The sequence below is a fragment of the Acaryochloris sp. IP29b_bin.148 genome (assembly GCF_028285565.1).
In the GTDB taxonomy this organism is placed as follows: domain Bacteria; phylum Cyanobacteriota; class Cyanobacteriia; order Thermosynechococcales; family Thermosynechococcaceae; genus Acaryochloris.
Genome location: NZ_JANQOY010000047.1, coordinates 25,821 through 42,739, shown reverse-complemented (window position 1 = coordinate 42,739; position 16,919 = coordinate 25,821). Strand labels below are relative to the sequence as shown.

Below are 16,919 nucleotides of genomic sequence, written 5' to 3'. Positions count from 1 at the left end.
CCCTTCGAGGAAGATCATGACTTCAGCCACCTATATCATGGCCCTGGATCTGGGAACCACTGGTAATCGTGCCATTCTCTTCGACCAGGAGGGCCAAATTGTCGATCAAGCCTATAAAGAACTTCCTCAATATTATCCTCAGCCGGGCTGGGTAGAGCATGATGCCTTAGAAATTTGGCGTGATACGCGCTGGGCAATGGAAACGGTGGTGGCCCAAGCTAACATTGATCCCGCTCAGATTGCCGCCATTGGCCTTACCGTTCAGCGAGAAACCTGTCTGCTTTGGGACAAAACGACGGGACAACCCTTGCATAAAGCCATTGTTTGGCAAGATCGACGCACGGCAGCCTACTGTAACCAGCTGGCAGAACAAGGCCATACCCAAGATATTTACGATCGCACCGGTTTAGTCCTGGATGCCTATTTTTCCGGGAGTAAGTTAGCGTGGCTACTCGCAGAGGTTAAAAAGCAAAATCCTAATCTCAATTTAGACAATGTGATTGCAGGCACCATCGATACTTGGGCCTTGTGGAACCTGACGGGTGGCAAGGTTCACGCCACCGATCACAGCAATGCTAGCCGCACCCTATTGCTGAATCTGAGTCAAGGCACCTGGGATGACCATCTTCTCAATCTATTTGGTATTCCCAAGTCGTTTATGCCCGCTATTCAGCCCAGTTTAGGGGTGTTTGGCAAAATTGATGCCAAGTTCTTGGGACAGGAAATTCCCATTGCCGCTATCTTTGGTGATCAGCAAGCTGCCTTGTTCGCTCATGGTTGCGATCGCCCTGGTGCGCTTAAATGCACCTATGGCACCGGCTCCTTTTTAGTGGCTCATACCGGGAGTGAGATTGCTCGCTCCCAGAATCGTCTGCTTTCCACGGTGGCCTGGACTAAAACCGATCAGGGCCAAACCCAAACTGGCTACGCCATCGAGGGCAGTATGTTTACCTCTGGGGCCTGCATTCAGTGGCTGCGGGATGGCTTGAAGCTGATCACGAATGCCGCCGAGACAGAAGGATTAGCCCAAGCGGTCGAAGATAACGGTGGTGTGTACTTTGTCCCAGCTTTAAGCGGCCTTGGCGCTCCCCATTGGGATATGAGCGCCCGAGGGGCCTTTCTGGGGATTACCCGTGGCGCCCAGCGTGAGCATATGGTACGGGCTGTTCTAGAAGCGATTGCCTATCAAACCAAGGAAGTAGTTGATGCGGTCAATCAAGATTGTGGCACCCCGATTCAACAACTGAAAGTTGATGGTGGTGCCTGTAAAAACAATTTCTTAATGCAGTATCAGGCGGATGTCTTAGGTATTCCGGTCGAACGTCCTGCTGTTCTAGATGCTACCGCTCAAGGGGCGGCTTTTGGGGCAGGGTTAGCCATTGGGGTGTGGCAAGATTATGCTGCCTTGGTTGCGGCGCGCAAGATTGATCAGGTGTTCAAACCAGGTGCTAATGCCCCCTCTGCCCAAGCCAATTTCCAGGTCTGGCAGAAAGCGGTTGAGCGTTCTAAAGATTGGGTAACCGATTAAAGTGGTCTGCCCTATCAGCCTGATATCGTCCTTGCTGCGGGAACTTTCCAGTTCTGTGCATATTGACCCATCGTTAATACAGCTGGGCTACTGGACTGTTTGTATCGGTAATAGATCCGTTTGAGCATGTGTCTTGACATCGCATCCAGAGGTGTTGTCGGTCTGGGTGAGCGTCAAAATACGTGTAAATACTGAGATCATGATGAATACACCAGCCAATTTTCTAGTTTTCTATGTCTAAACTCCGTATTTTTAATGACATTTCAGATACTCAACGTTCAATAGAGCCATCTTAAACATCCATCCATCTGGGTTGCCGTCATTGATCCGCGAAAAGACGGTATTAAGTCCATCAGCGTATTTTCTATAGTCGTAGTAATGGTGACCTCCCAATAGCGGGGATGAAATAGTTGTGAGGAATACCGAACTATTTCGCGACGAGGATAATTTCCAATGACACATGCAATTGTTCAGCCAACTAGCTTATTAGAGCCTCAATGTATTGACCAGTTACGGCTTGAAATCAGCTATATCTTGGATGCAGGGACTAAGCTAATCCTGCTCGATTGCCGCAACATTGAGTTTATGAATAGCTCTTCCCTTGGGATTTTGGTAACCATCTTAAAACAGGCACAACGGCATCATTCAGAAATTATTCTATGTGGTTTAAATGCACAAGCACAACGCATTATTGAGTTAGCCAATTTAGATCAGTTATTTAAAACTTATAGTGATTGCCAAGCATTTGAGCAAACATTAGTGTTGGCCTAAACTGATTTGCTTTGGTGTATTACTTGAGCTGTCCTAGAGTGTGCCATTAATTGAGTCTGGGACCATTGATTTTGTAGGAGTATCACAGTCTGCCATCCTGAGGATATTAGAACTATAAGCTTTGGCTGGCAGGACTTCTAACAATTCTAGTGACGCTTTTTACCAGTAGGGGCGCAGTTCACCTTTGCAGATATTTTAATTTAAAAACTAAAAGCTTGATATCTGAAAGCAAGTCTAATTTAAGTCTTCTGAGATAAGTATAAATACTAGATTGCAGCGGGGGGCTGTTCTCCATCCATTGAGTGCAGATCTAAACTCTAGCCTGATGTAATTTACAGAAACTTCTTATCTTGTTAGTATCATAAACTCACTAAAAATACCTAAATTCATAAGGATTAGTATATTTCTCTTTGGGAGGATTAATTGATAGCGAAAGCCTAGACCCAAAATGATAAAAATACACTATGATAGGCAAATAATATAGCTATTAAGTTGTCTGCTGATTAAAACTTAGGATCCTATATTGATTCAATCTTTGTTTAAAGGAAAGAGGAGTAGGCTAGCCTTTGAAAATAGATTTTTAGCTGTTTTTAAGATCTTTATCAATGTATTCATTTGATGGAAGGCAGATCTTACCTGAAGGAAGAACCTTTGGTGCCAAACTCCTCAGCCTATCGTCATCCTTGATCTTCTCCTGGATATCTAAATGAGCTTCGAACGATCTCACACGCTGCTTTGTTCAGGTTTTGCCCTTTTCTCGGTGCTGTGTCCTTTACCCGTTGGTGCAACCTCCCAAGTCACATCTCTGAAATCGCTAGGATACAGTCGCGATATCGTCCTGAAAGGGATCAACCCCCAGTTAACATTCAGTATTCCGCAGCCTCCAGGAGGCATAAATGATAAAACCAGTTTTCTCAACCTTCGGCTTAAACCCTCTCCCTTCTTGGACAAGGATTCGTCTATTCGGGTTCTCCTGAATGAAGATCCGATTGTCGCAACATCTGTTGCAGCACTTCGAAAGCAGCCAACGCTGAAGATTCCGATTCCGGCTCAACCTAAAGGAGAAGCGTTTATCTCGGTCACCTTGGCATCCTATTTGTTTACGCAGCAGGATGTGTGTGATGCCCTCCAAAGTGGCAATCTCTATTTAACCGTCGAGAATGATAGTTTTTTCCAAGTTACGCCCAAGGTTGAAGATCAAAGTATTAATGGTTTTTTTGCAGGGACCTATCCCCAGGTTGTTCTCAGGGTGCCTGATAATTTGGATGCCGCGCAACTGGAGTCAGCCCTATGGCTGTATGGCTTGCTAGCCGGTCAATTTGGCAAGCGCCAAATCCCTGTGCTTTGGCAGACGCCGCAGGCCAAGATTCCAGCCAATAGCGCTCAAGTTCGCTTGGATATGGGGACCACGGGGCCAGATATTAACCGCCAAGGGTCAACCCTGACAGTACGTGCCATCCCCAAGGTCATCAAAAGTTTGGCGGTCAACAGTGTGCAAGTGCCCTTTAGCAGTCAGGGAGTCGCCATATCAGCCGTCAATCCGGAGGCAGTCCCCTCTCTCAGTCGTGAGAATCAGCGGATCTCATTTCAACAATTAGGCTTTGATGCAAGCCCCAGGCGTGGATCAGGCACCCAACGATTCCGGATTAATTTTGATTTGGCCCAGTTTGAGTCCCGTCCTCAAGAACTAGCAGTATCGCTCAATAGCCTGTTTACACCGGTTAATGCTCAGAAAGGTGATCGCCTGAATGGCCAGATTTATCTCAACAACACCTTAGTGAAAACCTATGATCTAACCCAGACGGCTACCCTGAAGGATACGGTTTTTTTAGCCACTCAGAATTTGCGGCGAACTAATGATTTAGATGTGGTCTTTGAGCATCATCCTAGCGAAGGCAGTTGTCAAGCTTCAGGGGCTGATCTGACGTTTCAAGTGACCGGTGACTCGTACTTAGCTTGGAGTGGTGAACAGCAGCCAGAAGGTACCTTTAATGATCTGCCCTATAAGTTCTTAGGCCCAGGTCGGATGATTGTAGATGATAGCCAGCCTGAGCTGATTCAATCAACGGCTTATCTACTCGGGATGATAAATCAAATCAGCCCTCGGCCCATCTTTCCCAAGTTGGTCAAAGGGGAAACGTCTGATCTGACTCAGCTGATCAACCAAACGGATGACAGTACTTGGCAGATTATTGCTGTAGCCCCTGGGCAATTTCCTCCGTCTGCTCCTGTGCGCTTGCAGGAGAATTTTGAGATTGTTAATCCCTTGAATCAACAGGTGATCCTCTCTACACAACCGGCTGATTCTCTGGGACTATTGCAATATTTTTATGACCGGGATCGACCGACATTGGGACTGTCTTGGTGGGGCACAGACGCTGAAAAGGTCACTCAACTGGCGTCTCTTTTGGCGGATCCGCAAACAGGTCTTGCACAAAGAATACGAGGCAATGTTGTGACCTCTACTGGTGCGATTCAAGAGGTCCGCTCTTGGGATCTGAGTGGCAAAGCATTGACGGTTAACTACCCTGAAGCACTCGATTGGCGAATTTGGCTAAGTCGATATCGATGGCTGTTTATCCTTCTAAGTGTTGGCTTGGGAGGCGGACTCTGTTGGTATCTCTACAAGAAGTTAGGGCGTTTACCGCAGTCTGATTCCTCAGTACCAGAGTCATTCAAAGCAACGACCGATAGCTCTTCAACGGAGTCTCAAGCATCCTCTGAAAACGGTACTCCACCTGCGGATCCATAATCCAATTCCGAGAATGATCGTAATGCCGATTTGCGATCGCACGATAGCCAAAGGGCACTAGCGCATGAGTGACAGACTCACACAACTGGGATTTTATCTGATCTCCCGGGGGTATATTTCCCCCGAACATTGGCAGTTAGTTCAACATGTCATGGTGCAAACGCTACAGCAAAACTTGGATCAGCTGGATCTCACCTCACAAAGCCAGTTCTCGCGAGAAATTGCCAAACGGTTGCATCAAAGCTTTATTGCAGGCTGGCTACAAATACCTGGACATAATATTGATCAGCGCTTAGCCCATCGGTTTTCTACTCAGCAACTGCTTAAACTAGAATTTTTCCCCTGTACTCTGTCCGCAGACAACACACTTGCGATCGCAGTCATCCATTTTGACCATCCCGAAATCACGCAGGTCATCCACCAGGTGTGGCCTGGGGTTACCCTCAATCAACTCTCCATAACCAAAAATCAGCTCCTAGCGCTGGTGATGAGTCATCGGCTGGGGCGGCTACCTCAGTTTTGCGAGCAGTTGCGTCAATCTTTGCTCACCAAAGACTTCCAAGGTATTGATTCTCCCTTTGTCAAGGCCCTGGCTCGTTCCGGTTATATTGCCAATCAGATCTATCAAGATCAAGTAGATCGCCAAATCTGGCAGCAGATGGAGCAGCGACTGACCCCGGCTCAGCAGCGCGAAATTCAAGGGGTGCAGGCACGAACCGGATCACCACTGGGAGATATTATGACTCGCCTGGGATACCTCTCTGAGCTGGATTATCAAGATCGTCTCAACCAGTTTGCCAAACTTCCCATTATTTCGATGTTGGTGGGGACCGATCTGTTGGAAGTAGATGTGCAACTCTCTCAGACCTTCAAGCCAAGAGAAATGATGGATCACCATTTTTTCCCTTTAGCTTGGGTCGGGCAGCACTCTCTCCAGGTGGTGGTTCGGAATCCCTATAATTCTGAGGTGGAGTCCATTATTCATCGGCAGTTCCCTCAGACAGAAGTTATTAAGGTCTTAGGGACGGAAAGAGATATTACATCCTTATTAGCCCAATATTTTCATAAGGATTTTTCTGAGCGTGCTATCTATCGGCTGCTGAAACGGGCACCTCATGAATCAGCGGCCCGAGTCTTTACGGCTCCTCAACTGCTGATACTGTATGGCCTATCGGTCATAGGGGTATGGCTCCTGTTCTATCATTTTTGGGGAACCCTAGCGAGCATCATGTTGGTGCTTAACCTGTTCTTTGTGGTAGCCATTGGCTTTAAGTTGATTCTGAGTGTTCAAGGGCTCAAAGTGCGCCAACCCACCCATGGCCAATGGGAAACCCTCAATTTCAATCCCCAATCCTTACCGATCTATACCGTTCTGGTCCCGGTCTACAACGAACCGGAAGTGATTCCCATCTTGATTGAGGCGCTACGACAGCTGGACTATCCCCAAGAAAAACTGGATGTATTATTGCTGCTAGAAGAGAAAGATAAAGTGACTCTGGAAGCGAGCCGAGCCGCTAATCCACCAGGATTTGTGCGATTTATCTTAATTCCTGATAGCCAGCCTAAAACTAAGCCCAAAGCCTGTAACTATGGATTGGTCTTTGCCAGAGGAGAGTATCTCACCATTTATGATGCAGAAGATATCCCCGATCCCGATCAGCTGCTTAAAGCCGTATGGGCCTTTAAGAATGGGCCACCCAATCTAGCTTGCGTGCAGGCAGCGCTAAACTATTTCAACCGAGATGAGAATTTCCTAACGCGGATGTTTACGCTGGAATATTCCTATTGGTTTGATTGCCTATTACCTGGTTTAGAAGCGTTTCAATTTCCCATCCCTCTGGGGGGGACCAGCAATCATTTTCGCACCGATCTCTTGCGTCAGCTAGGCGGCTGGGATCCATTTAACGTCACAGAAGATGCTGATTTAGGTATTCGGGCGAGCCAGCGCGGATATGTCGTGGGTGTGATTAATTCCACCACCTATGAAGAAGCGAATTGCCAGACCAAGAATTGGATTCGTCAGCGATCGCGCTGGATTAAGGGTTATATGCAAACGTGGCTGGTGCATAATCGTAACCCCTGGAAATCGATTCGTAAACTCGGTTTTAAAAACTGGTTGGCCTATCAATTCTTTATTGGTGGGACCATTGTGGCCTTTCTCAGCAGCCCCTTGTTGTGGTTGATCTACTTTTATTGGTTATTGACCCGCGAAACCTGGCTAGTCCATCTTTTTCCCAGTTGGACCCTATATCTCTCTCTCGTTTGCCTCTTGCTGGGGAATGCCCTGGGCATCTACCTCAATATAACAGCGGTGTTTCGGCGCAAGTATTTTCAACTGTTACCCTACGCCCTGCTCAATCCTATCTATTGGCAACTCCATTCCATGGCCTCCTATATGGCGCTCTGGCAACTGTTTACTAAACCTTTTTATTGGGAGAAGACCCAGCATGGTCTCAGTAAGGTCAAAAAACAAACGGGGTAGTCCGCTTTCTCCTCTCCTGAGCAATAACCAGGGGGCTGCACTCTGGTTATTGAGCCTGCTGACGATCCTGGGACTGTCTAGCCTCATTATGGGATTGGATTGGCAAGGTTACATGGCTCAGCCCACTGCATTTTTAGGGAGTAAAGCACTCCTGGCGGTGCAAGGACCAGAACCCAGTTTTGTAGCCACAGGTTATGCCTTTCCGCCCTTATTGGTATACGGAAGTGCCTTAGTGCGATCGCCTGTGACCGTACAGGTGCTCTGTGGGGCTGTGCTCGTGGGGACAATCGTCCGCACTATGGGTAGGTTAGAGGTTGCTCGATTTTGGCAAATCCTGTGGTCGGCGCTGCTTCTCCTCCATCCTGCCTTGGGTCTGATGCTATTACGAGACCCCACATGGGTAGCTACAACGCTACTTCTCTTGATTACTACACGTCTTCTATGGCAGATCCTTTACCCCCAAGACTTGCCGCTGAATTTTCTCGTTGTTTTGGTGGGACTCTCCGCGTCTGGACTGATGCTTTTGCGCTTCGAAGCCTGGTGGGGACTCGTGTTTATCCTGATTACTCTTTGGTGTTTATTGTGGCAAGAGACCTGGCAATATCGAGCCGCAGCTCTATTTATTGTAGGCACTATGTGTCTTTTTGCCATCGGCACTTGTGTTTATCTCAATTGGTTAGCAACGGGGAATCCCCTGGCCTTCTTGAGTCAGCCAGGCAGTGGGATCCGTTTACCCGGTTTAGACTCTTTTCTAGTACAAGCGGGACTAGGGGAGAGCATCCTTAAGATCCTGCGCTGGATGCTCCAAATTGCGCCTGTTTATCTCTTGGTCATGCTGTGGTTAATGGGGCGGACTCAAGCTCCTCTGCAAGTGGGGTTGATCATAGCTTTGCCGATAGTGCTGCTGTTGATCAATCTGTGGGAAGGGCTATATACCCCTAATCTCAGTCAATTTGGGGTGTATTTGGCGCTCTTGCCCCTATTGCTAGAACAGCTCCCCTCAAGGCAGTCCTGGCGGAAACTGTTGATTACGCTAGGGCTTGTGCTCAGTTTGGTTTCTAGTGGCTGGGTTTTGCAGACCAATCAGGTGATTCCCGATGAGATCCTGCTCTGGCGACAACTGACGCATCAAGCCTTACCTGAACTTCAACCGGTTCAGGCCTACCACCAAATGACGATAGAACAACGGACCATTGCCACCTATTTGTTCCAAATGGGGCAGCCCCAGCAGCATATCTTGATGGACGATAGGCTCCATTTCCCTATCCTTTATCTTCTCCACCATACGGAGGGGCTGATTCTTCCCCATCAATATGAGTTTGAGGTGGCGCTCGAAGAGCCTGAACAGTGGGTCAATTTGATTGTGGTGGCAGGAGCGCAATCGCCCCTACGAATGCAAGATGCCGTCCGTCGTCCCTTGGCCCAACAAAGGAATATTGATCCGGAAGCTCAGGAGGGTTTAACGTTGCCGGGATTCAAGACTGTTTTTGACTTTCCCAACTATCAAGTTTTGCAGCGCTTATGACTCTCTTTTCTCGTCGTCGCTATTTACAAGGGGCTTTTGCCACGACGGTGTTAGCCAGTTTAGCGCAAGGTCGATCGACCCTAGCTAAACCTCAGTCAGGCACACCTGCAGCCTTTTCCCCTTGGCAACTGGGTCTGGGAGAAGATCCAGCCCGGCTGCTGCAAGAAACCCAAACCGATCCGGCTGTTAAAGCGCTGATGCAAGCCTGGTCTCCTCAATTTTTAACGGCTTGGCTGAATAGCTTTGACCACCAAAGGGGCGATTTGAGCTTTTGGCGGCATTGGCATCAAGACCGCCGCTTGAGCCAGTGGTTTGAGCAAGGTTATGGCTTGCAAGTGATTACCTGGGAAGACGATCGGCAATTACCCACGGGGGACTATCATCTTTCCCGCCAGTATTTGGAGGATTTAGAAGAGATTGCCACCTATATTCGACAGGCCAATCCTCACCAGCGCCCCACCTACTGGACCTTAGCGACGGAGTTTTCTTACTGGCGGTTGCCGGCTGATACCTACAATGCCAGCACGGCACCTTACTACCAGACTTTGATGGCCAATCTGTTGCGGGCACGACAGGTGATTCGCCGCCAGCTCCCTCAAGCATGGGTGGCGTTGAGTTGGGGCGGTTGGATTGTCACCTTCGATGATCCTACGCAGCGACAAGGACAAAGCATGATCCCCCCCTTTGCAGACACCATGGCCCAGATGGATGGTATTGCCTTTCAATCCATGCGCCCGTTTTTAACTGGTGAACATAACCCACAGCTCAATCGCCCCGACTTGGGGAATCCGGCTCAAATCCTCAAATGCTGCCAGGTCTTTTCCCAATATCACTCTTCCTTAATGGTGTCTCACTATGAGCCCTCGATTAAGGAAAACCATCCCCATGGCGGGCGCGCAGATATTGTGACGCATGATTTTTTGCGGATGATGCAGCCGGATTGGCTACAAGCGGTCCGCCGTCTGGGCCTGGATAAATTTTCGCTTATGCACTATGGCCTCCTGAAGGGAGATGTTCACTTTTCCCAAACGGCGGCCCAGACCTTGCAACTCTTGACTCGCTAGCCTTGGTGGTCATTGCTGGGTATTTTTGTTCCTCCATTTCATTGGGTTGATGATGATGAAACGATTTTCCTACTTTCCCAAAACTATCCGAACCATCCTTAGTGTGGGTTTGGGAGGGTTGCTGGTTTGCGGAGGGGCTGGGCGTGCGATCGCAGGGGGATTCACCCAACCCAAAGGGGAAGTGTTTACCAGTGTCACCTTCCGCACCTTTGAATCAGGTGATTTTGAGAAGCTAGAGCTGCAAGGCTACCTTGAGTATGGCCTCAGAGAAGATACAACCCTCATTCTCAAAGTGCCTTATCAATGGCTGGAGCAGGCCGGACTTACCAACCAAGGGGTCGCCGATCTAGAATTGGGGGCTCGCTGGCGCTACTTTAAAAATGATTCCCTATCTGCGTCGGTCCAAGGGACTGTGATTATCCCCCCTGGCTACGATCCGAATGCGAATCCGGCCCTGGGCAGAGACGTTTTTGGGGTAGAGCTGCGCTTGCCCCTGAGCCAAAGTTACCAATTGGGCAACCGAGATGGGTATTGGACAGTGGAAATTGCGTATCGGGATTACTTTGGAGCGCAAAGTGATGAACTGCGAGTCTTTGCTGAAGTCAATCAGGCCATCGCTAAGCCCGTTTCTCTGGCTGCTCAAGTCGATTATGTTCGTACACTTCAGAATAATCTCGTTTTTCGGCCAGAAGAGACGAATATCGCCAAATTAATTGGTCAAGTGCGTTGGAAAGTGCTGGATAAGACAACGTTAATCTTAGGTGGATTCAAAAATATCACGGGTCCTGATGCCAGTGGCATCGAAATTCAGCTCTGGCATTCGTTTAATCCATAGGCCCATCGGGTGAGCCTTGAATATTTTAGGCGTAGAAACAGAGATCTCAGCCTGATCGTTGTCAGTGCTCGGAATCAATCTAAGTAGCCATTCCCCAAACTGATATTTGTCTCATAATTATCAAATACTCTCAACAGAGTTAATTTGATCGCAGTCTTTGGGAACGATGAATATAGCAGGTTTCATCATTCCAGAAAGTTTCAGTCGCTTTGAAATCCCTTACTAAGATAAATTTTGACTGACCGGATTATTTTGAATTCTGCCTGATACCAGTTGAGTGCGCGACGAAGAGAGACATACAGGTGCCTAAAACTCAAGAAGAAGAGCTGACCGTACAAATTCTTGACTGTATAGCGGATAAACCCCAGACGCTTAAATCATTGATTGGCTTGACCCACTCAAATTCGGCGACGGTGAGTTGGATCTGTCAAAATCTGCGTGGTAAAGGCATAATTGTGCTCAATCAAGAAGGGTATTTTTGTCAGCCTGCCATCCCTGTTTCGTCTAAGCGTAATAGCTTGATAGAGACAGTGACTCATCCATCGCTAGAGAGTCCGCAGCAGGTCACTTAACATCTTTATTTCACAATCTGCGGCGCTGAGCAATTGCTCGAAAGCACTGAATATACTGCTGGTGCCCCTGGGGGAAAACCACATTTAGCGTTAACGGATCGTGGGTATCGCGATCATCTCCAGGGCCAGCCACCACTCGATAAGATGAGTGGGCTGTATTCGGTGTTGGTTCTAGCTGTAAGGGTTTGCGGTTCTTGACTTCGCCGCCACTGCTATCAACGTATACCACCACATTCCCGGTCTTAAATTCTCGACCCAGTGCTTGAATTAGGTGTAAGAAATTGCGATCGCTGCCGCCTCGCTGAAACCGCAGTTCACCCTTTTCCTCAACGGCCTTGCTGGTAACCGTATCCCCAACACCGATCAGAGTGGGCATATCAGCTGGATCAAACTTTTCTTTGACTAAATCAATCAAGGCAGCTTGGGATTGGGGAGCCTGCCTGGCATTGAAGTCTTTGCCAAGCGGGTATTGCCCTGTGCGTTGATGATAATAGCGATTTAAGATCACGAGTACGCCAGCTTCTTTGATACCGCCTTGCAGCATAAATTGGAAATCGGTCGTCCCTGCATCTTCAGGTGTTGCAGGCTGTAAGATTTCATTGCCTTGTTGATCTTTTCCCAAGTTGGGGGCGTAGTGAACAAAGAACGATTGGCCGAGTCCTTGGGTCTGAGCTTGTTGTAGCAATGCCGTCATCAACGCCTGCATCTGCTGCTGAAGGCGGCCATACTGTTCGATTTGGTCTGCAAACAGATCGTAGAAAACGTTGAGGTTCGCAGTCGGCGAAACAGGATTATCTAAGACAGCCGCTTGGATACAGGTTTGAGTTTGCGGGTCGCTCTTGGCGGCGGTCTGCTGCTGTAAATGCTGAGTAATCTGTTGGGGAACAGCCGTGAGAAAGGCTAACTCCTGGGTGCTTACACCTGGATGAGAAACCGTACCCCAGCGGTCCTGCCATTGCACGCCACCTGCCGCCAGCCCCGGTAAATAGAGTCCTTCGTTGGCAACAGTGCCTGGTTCAAACGCTTGCTCAACAATCTGATTGACGCCCCGGTTACCAATATGCTCACCATTGGTGAGGACGTAAAAATGTCCGTCTAGCTGTTGAGCAGCGTGGACGTAGGCTGGATCAATCGTGCGGGTTAAGGGGTCTTTGACCAACCCCATACAGACGCCATCCAAATCCTGAATCATTAAGAGATTCTCTTGCCGAACACAATGATCAATCAAAGCATCGTGATCTAGAGACCAGGCTTGTTCAAACAACGGGAGATTAGACATTATTTAAGCTGCAACTCTGCATAACGCAAGCATTGGCAGATCGAGGCTGAGGAAGAGCGGCCAGTATCTTTCGCCTTATTCAACGACTTGAATGAGATGGATAGCCAAGGGGACCTTAACAACTTACAACGGATTTGACCTCAATTCGTTGAGCGGGCGTGCCCGCAGCCAATTTAGTCATTGAAATGGCCCAATGTGGTTGCTAGGCAAAGCAATGTGACTAATAGGCATCGTCTTCCCCTTGATTCATCAGGCCGAAGAGAGCGCAAACAATCAGCATAGGGAGACGACGAGACAAACTAGGCTGTTTTGGCGGAGACTTGTTCTGCTGGCGCTTCTACTCGCTTGACAACGGTTGGATGTTCCCGCAAGTGGACTGCCAGCTGTGACTCAATTTGGCCGCGGACAATCTGCCGATACTCCTCAAAATGCTCGATAAAAGCGGTAGCAGTGACATATCGCTTCAGCACCTGGGGATTTTTGATCGCAATACGGAACAGATAGATCCAGAAGTTCCAGCGAGTGTTGCGGACCATGCCTTGTCGCCACGCTAAAATGCTCAGCGCCCGAATATCAACCCAGCTGAGTTTTAAGGAGCTTGAACCGGATCCACCCTCCTTAGGACGAATATTCATACTCATAAAATGGCGGAAGGTGCGATCCAAATATTTTTCAGGATCATAAATATTGCAGAAGGCTTCTATATATTCCTGGGCAATGTCTTCAATGGGCCGCGTCGGAATATAGTTCATCAATGAGGTTTGGTTCCCTGTCCCTGCTTTGCCCTGGATCAAACGCCCTTCTTTTTCTAGCCGATGCCACAGCGCTGTATTGGGTAAAGCTTGGAGCATACTAAATAGCGCAATCGGGATATTGGTCTTTTCGACAAAGCGGGTAATGCGATCGCCTGCCCCACTCTTTTCGCCATCAAAACCGATAATAAATCCAGCCATGATTCGCAACCCCTTCTCTGACATCGTATCGATGGCGTCGCTCAGGGAGTCACGGGTATTTTGGAATTTCTTCGTCACCTTCAAACTGTCTTCATCCGGTGTTTCAATCCCCAGAAACACGCTATTGAAGTTGCAGGCAATCATCATATCCATCAACTCATGATCTTGGGCTAAGTCGACCGATGCCTCCGTTGAAAAGGAAAAAGGATAATTTTTCTCGGCGACCCAACCCTGCAATTCTGCTAGCAGCAGCTTGACATTGCGTTTATTACCAATGAAGTTGTCATCCACCATAAACACATTGCCGCGCCATCCCAACTCATAGAGTCTTTCCAGCTCGCCAATCAATTGCGTTGGGGTCTTGGTCCGAGGTTTGCGACCGTAGAGCACAATAATGTCGCAGAATTCACATTGAAAGGGACAACCGCGAGAAAACTGCACCGACATATTGTCGTAGGCCGGAAATTTCAGCAAATCATATCGAGGTACAGGGGTTTCCGTTACCGCCGGTTTTTCGGTGGCGCGGAAAACACCACTCTCTTCACCCCGTTCAATGGCCTCAATAAACATCGGCAGGGTGATTTCCCCTTCATCCAAAATTAGGTAGTCTGCACCACTCACTTGGACTTCTTCAGGCACAGAGGTGGCAAAGGGGCCACCGACGGCCACTTTTTTACCCCGGCGGTGAGCTTCGTAGACAAGGTTGAGCATGTCCTCTTTCTGGACAATCATGCCGGAGAGAATGACCAGCTCGGCCCACTCCCAATCAGACTCAGGGACAGACTCTATATTGCGATCAATCAGTCGAAACTCCCATTCTTGGGGCAGGATAGCAGCCACTGTAACCAACCCCAGAGGTGGCAGTAACGCTTTCTTATCAACTAAGGATAAGGTTTTCTCAAAGGACCAAAAACTTTTTGGAAAGAGGGGGTAAATCAGTAAAACTCGCATAGAGAAGCCACGTCTCCTAATCCAAATACCTCAAATCTTACCGCTAATTCGCTTTTCTTGCTGAGAGTAGATTTAACCTTGGACATTGACTCAATTTAATCTCGATTTCTCAAATTTATCGGGTGCATTGTCATTTTTGTCAACTAGGGTTATGCCTTTAAACCCAACTGTCTACGAATCCAGGTCGCTCCCATAAATAACACAGGGGTCACGATTCCTCCGGTTAATACCAAATGAAGCGGAAAGTGAAAGTAGAAAAACCATAGGATTAATACTCCATAAGTTGAATCCATATGATCGATCACATAGAAAAATTTATTGTTCTCGTCCCCTGGCGGAATCTGCAAGCGACGCTTCAGGAAAGAATTGGGTAACTCTGATAGGTTAAAGATGAAGCCAACTAATAAACCATATTCGATAAAGTTAAAGTTGGATAACTGAATCTGAGGACCTCCGTTTGAGAACAAGTGAGGTTCTATTAATTGCAGAAAAAAGGTACTGATGACGCAGGTTAATGGTAAGCTGATCAATCCTCTCCAGCGTTTATTAGCGCCAAACCACTGGGTTTGAATGGGCACGTTGACCCATTCAAATGGTGTCGTTTTCCAGAGAAACGCCTCTAAAACTCCGGCGATGAATAGTCCAACTCCCAGCCATAAAATATTGAAAGTATCTTGGGGGAAGTGAGTCCAAAAAAGCATTGTTTTCACAACAGATTAAATTGGATATTGTCTTCGAAGAACAACTTTTTTCCGTCAGCGACTCCGACCCTATCGCTGTCGATATTCGGGCTAAAGGGTGGTTGACGACCCAGAGTTTGTCCTGGTTCCAGGCTGGTCTCCGAAAAACCTTGGCCTTCGATGATGTGGTTGGCGTGAAGCCCAATCACAAAACCTATCCCCAAGGATTGGTCGGATTTGTTCTATGTACCTATCCCGCTCCTAGGACTGTACCGCAACGCCGACAGTTAAGGGAATATGAGTTTGTCTGTCCCACGGAACAGATGAGATCGCAATGGATCAACGCCATCCGCCAAGCCTTGCAGGGCCTCCCCATTCAACCCCAGCAAGCCGTCAAACCCCGTCATCTGCAAATCTTAATCAATCCCAAGGGGGGACGACGCCAAGCCAAACAAGTCTTTCAATCCATTCAGCCCATCTTGGAAGATGCCCATTGTCAGATGAGTATCTTGGAAACTCAGGGAGGAGATCGCACGATCGAGGCAGTTCGTGGGTTTGATCTCTCGGCCATAGATGGATTTGTGGTCGTGGGAGGGGATGGCACCGTCTATGAATTAATCAATGGCCTGATGACTCATGCTGATGCGGAGGCTGCGATCGCAAAACCCATCGGTATTATTCCCGCCGGGACAGGTAACGGCTTAGGAAAGACGATTCTAGAGTTATCTAAAGAAACATACGATCCTAGGAATGCCGCCTTCGTCATTGCTAAAGGTCAGTGCCAACCCATCAACCTGGGGGTTGTCAAGCAAGACGGCCAACAATATTACAGTATCCTTTCTCTAGCCTGGGCTCTGATTAGCGATATCGATATCAGATCTAATAAACTCCGTTTCCTTAAATTCCTGGGGTCTTTACGCAGTGATGTCTATGCCTTTCTCAGCATTTTGGCTTTGCGTAGTTATCGAGGTCGAATTTCCTTCCTCTCGGCACCTGACTGGACCTCTAGACCTGATAAACCTCAACATCACCCCTCTCAGTCCCAACCCACTCCAGCGCTAGAGAAGTCTCCCTCCTCAGGCTGGCAAGTTATTGAAGGGGAATTTGTGGCTTTATGGGCAATGAATGTGGCTTGGGCTACCCATAGTGTTTTTGCAGCACCACATGCGCAGCTGGCGGATGGCTATATGGATGTCTTAATTATTCGTAAAGGAATTACTCGTTGGCGATTATTGACTGCATTCCTGAAGATTGCGACAGGAGATCACCTGTCGCTGCCAGAAATGGAATACTACAAGGTTCGCTGTCTTCACCTAGAACCGCTCAGCTCTCAGGGGCTACTGGCCGTTGATGGGGAAGAGATTAAGTATTGCTCCATCGAAATGAATGTTTTGGCAAACCACGCGCAAGTTTTTTGCCGTTAATCTGAGGGTTGACGAGCCGATGTATACTCGTCCCCAATTGCCCGAGCTGAGCTCGGGTTGAAACTACTCTTGTATTGATATCAGACGCTCAGTGGGGTCATTA

The 16,919-nt window shown here is 48.2% G+C and carries 12 protein-coding genes; 9 read left to right on the top strand and 3 right to left on the bottom strand.

What is annotated here, in order from left to right; all coding sequences use genetic code 11:
* The first annotated feature begins 16 nt into the window (after nt 1-16).
* The 8 genes from glpK (at nt 17) to Q0986_RS05155 (ending at nt 11,529) form a co-directional block, all read left to right on the top strand.
* Entirely contained in the window at nt 17-1,528 is a 1,512-nt protein-coding gene (gene glpK / locus Q0986_RS05190; RefSeq protein WP_299405216.1) for a glycerol kinase GlpK, read from the top strand.
* Nucleotides 1,529-1,981: 453 nt separating this feature from the next.
* Nucleotides 1,982-2,299 (top strand): STAS domain-containing protein, encoded by a 318-nt coding sequence (locus Q0986_RS05185; RefSeq protein ID WP_299405213.1) that lies wholly within the window; start codon nt 1,982-1,984, stop codon nt 2,297-2,299.
* Between the two features lie 706 nt (nt 2,300-3,005).
* Complete coding sequence (locus Q0986_RS05180; RefSeq protein ID WP_299405211.1) at nt 3,006-5,051, top strand: cellulose biosynthesis cyclic di-GMP-binding regulatory protein BcsB; 2,046 nt, start codon at nt 3,006-3,008, stop codon at nt 5,049-5,051.
* Between the two features lie 64 nt (nt 5,052-5,115).
* On the top strand, nt 5,116-7,533 hold the full coding sequence (locus Q0986_RS05175) for a glycosyltransferase family 2 protein (protein WP_299405208.1): 2,418 nt from the start codon (nt 5,116-5,118) through the stop codon (nt 7,531-7,533).
* A gap of 112 nt (nt 7,534-7,645) precedes the next feature.
* Entirely contained in the window at nt 7,646-9,058 is a 1,413-nt protein-coding gene (locus tag Q0986_RS05170; protein WP_299405206.1) for a hypothetical protein, read from the top strand.
* Nucleotides 9,055-10,122 carry a hypothetical protein gene (locus tag Q0986_RS05165; RefSeq protein ID WP_299405204.1) on the top strand — a complete coding sequence of 356 codons (1,068 nt, stop codon included), beginning with the start codon at nt 9,055-9,057 and terminating at the stop codon, nt 10,120-10,122. The genes Q0986_RS05170 and Q0986_RS05165 overlap by 4 nt, the downstream gene beginning before the upstream one ends.
* A gap of 49 nt (nt 10,123-10,171) precedes the next feature.
* Entirely contained in the window at nt 10,172-10,957 is a 786-nt protein-coding gene (locus Q0986_RS05160) for a hypothetical protein (protein ID WP_299405201.1), read from the top strand.
* Between the two features lie 302 nt (nt 10,958-11,259).
* A complete protein-coding gene (locus tag Q0986_RS05155) occupies nt 11,260-11,529 on the top strand; it encodes a hypothetical protein (protein ID WP_299405198.1) in 270 nt (89 codons plus the stop codon).
* 10 nt (nt 11,530-11,539) lie between these two features.
* Here Q0986_RS05155 and stpA read toward each other — a convergent pair whose 3' ends face one another.
* The 3 genes from stpA to Q0986_RS05140 all read right to left on the bottom strand — a co-directional run bounded on the left by stpA (nt 11,540) and on the right by Q0986_RS05140 (nt 15,413).
* Complete coding sequence (gene stpA / locus Q0986_RS05150) at nt 11,540-12,808, bottom strand: glucosylglycerol 3-phosphatase (protein WP_299405195.1); 1,269 nt, start codon at nt 12,806-12,808, stop codon at nt 11,540-11,542.
* Between the two features lie 299 nt (nt 12,809-13,107).
* The gene (locus Q0986_RS05145) at nt 13,108-14,712 is read right to left on the bottom strand and encodes a B12-binding domain-containing radical SAM protein (protein WP_299405192.1); all 1,605 of its coding nucleotides are present in this window, start codon (nt 14,710-14,712) and stop codon (nt 13,108-13,110) included.
* 149 nt (nt 14,713-14,861) lie between these two features.
* Nucleotides 14,862-15,413, bottom strand: a complete 552-nt coding sequence (locus tag Q0986_RS05140; RefSeq protein ID WP_299405258.1) for a CDP-archaeol synthase — start codon at nt 15,411-15,413, stop codon at nt 14,862-14,864.
* Between the two features lie 20 nt (nt 15,414-15,433).
* Between Q0986_RS05140 and Q0986_RS05135 the strand changes: the two genes are divergently transcribed.
* A complete protein-coding gene (locus Q0986_RS05135) occupies nt 15,434-16,816 on the top strand; it encodes a diacylglycerol kinase family protein (protein WP_299405190.1) in 1,383 nt (460 codons plus the stop codon).
* Nucleotides 16,817-16,919: the final 103 nt, after the last annotated feature.

What these genes read in the sequence shown, in the direction of transcription:
- glpK (WP_299405216.1), top strand. Translation starts at nt 17, where the DNA reads ATGACTTCAGCCACCTATATCATGGCCCTGGATCTGGGAACCACTGGT.
- Q0986_RS05185 (WP_299405213.1), top strand. Translation starts at nt 1,982, where the DNA reads ATGACACATGCAATTGTTCAGCCAACTAGCTTATTAGAGCCTCAATGT.
- Q0986_RS05180 (WP_299405211.1), top strand. Translation starts at nt 3,006, where the DNA reads ATGAGCTTCGAACGATCTCACACGCTGCTTTGTTCAGGTTTTGCCCTT.
- Q0986_RS05175 (WP_299405208.1), top strand. Translation starts at nt 5,116, where the DNA reads ATGAGTGACAGACTCACACAACTGGGATTTTATCTGATCTCCCGGGGG.
- Q0986_RS05170 (WP_299405206.1), top strand. Translation starts at nt 7,646, where the DNA reads ATGGCTCAGCCCACTGCATTTTTAGGGAGTAAAGCACTCCTGGCGGTG.
- Q0986_RS05165 (WP_299405204.1), top strand. Translation starts at nt 9,055, where the DNA reads ATGACTCTCTTTTCTCGTCGTCGCTATTTACAAGGGGCTTTTGCCACG.
- Q0986_RS05160 (WP_299405201.1), top strand. Translation starts at nt 10,172, where the DNA reads ATGATGATGAAACGATTTTCCTACTTTCCCAAAACTATCCGAACCATC.
- stpA (WP_299405195.1), bottom strand. Translation starts at nt 12,808, where the DNA reads ATGTCTAATCTCCCGTTGTTTGAACAAGCCTGGTCTCTAGATCACGAT.
- Q0986_RS05145 (WP_299405192.1), bottom strand. Translation starts at nt 14,712, where the DNA reads ATGCGAGTTTTACTGATTTACCCCCTCTTTCCAAAAAGTTTTTGGTCC.
- Q0986_RS05140 (WP_299405258.1), bottom strand. Translation starts at nt 15,413, where the DNA reads ATGCTTTTTTGGACTCACTTCCCCCAAGATACTTTCAATATTTTATGG.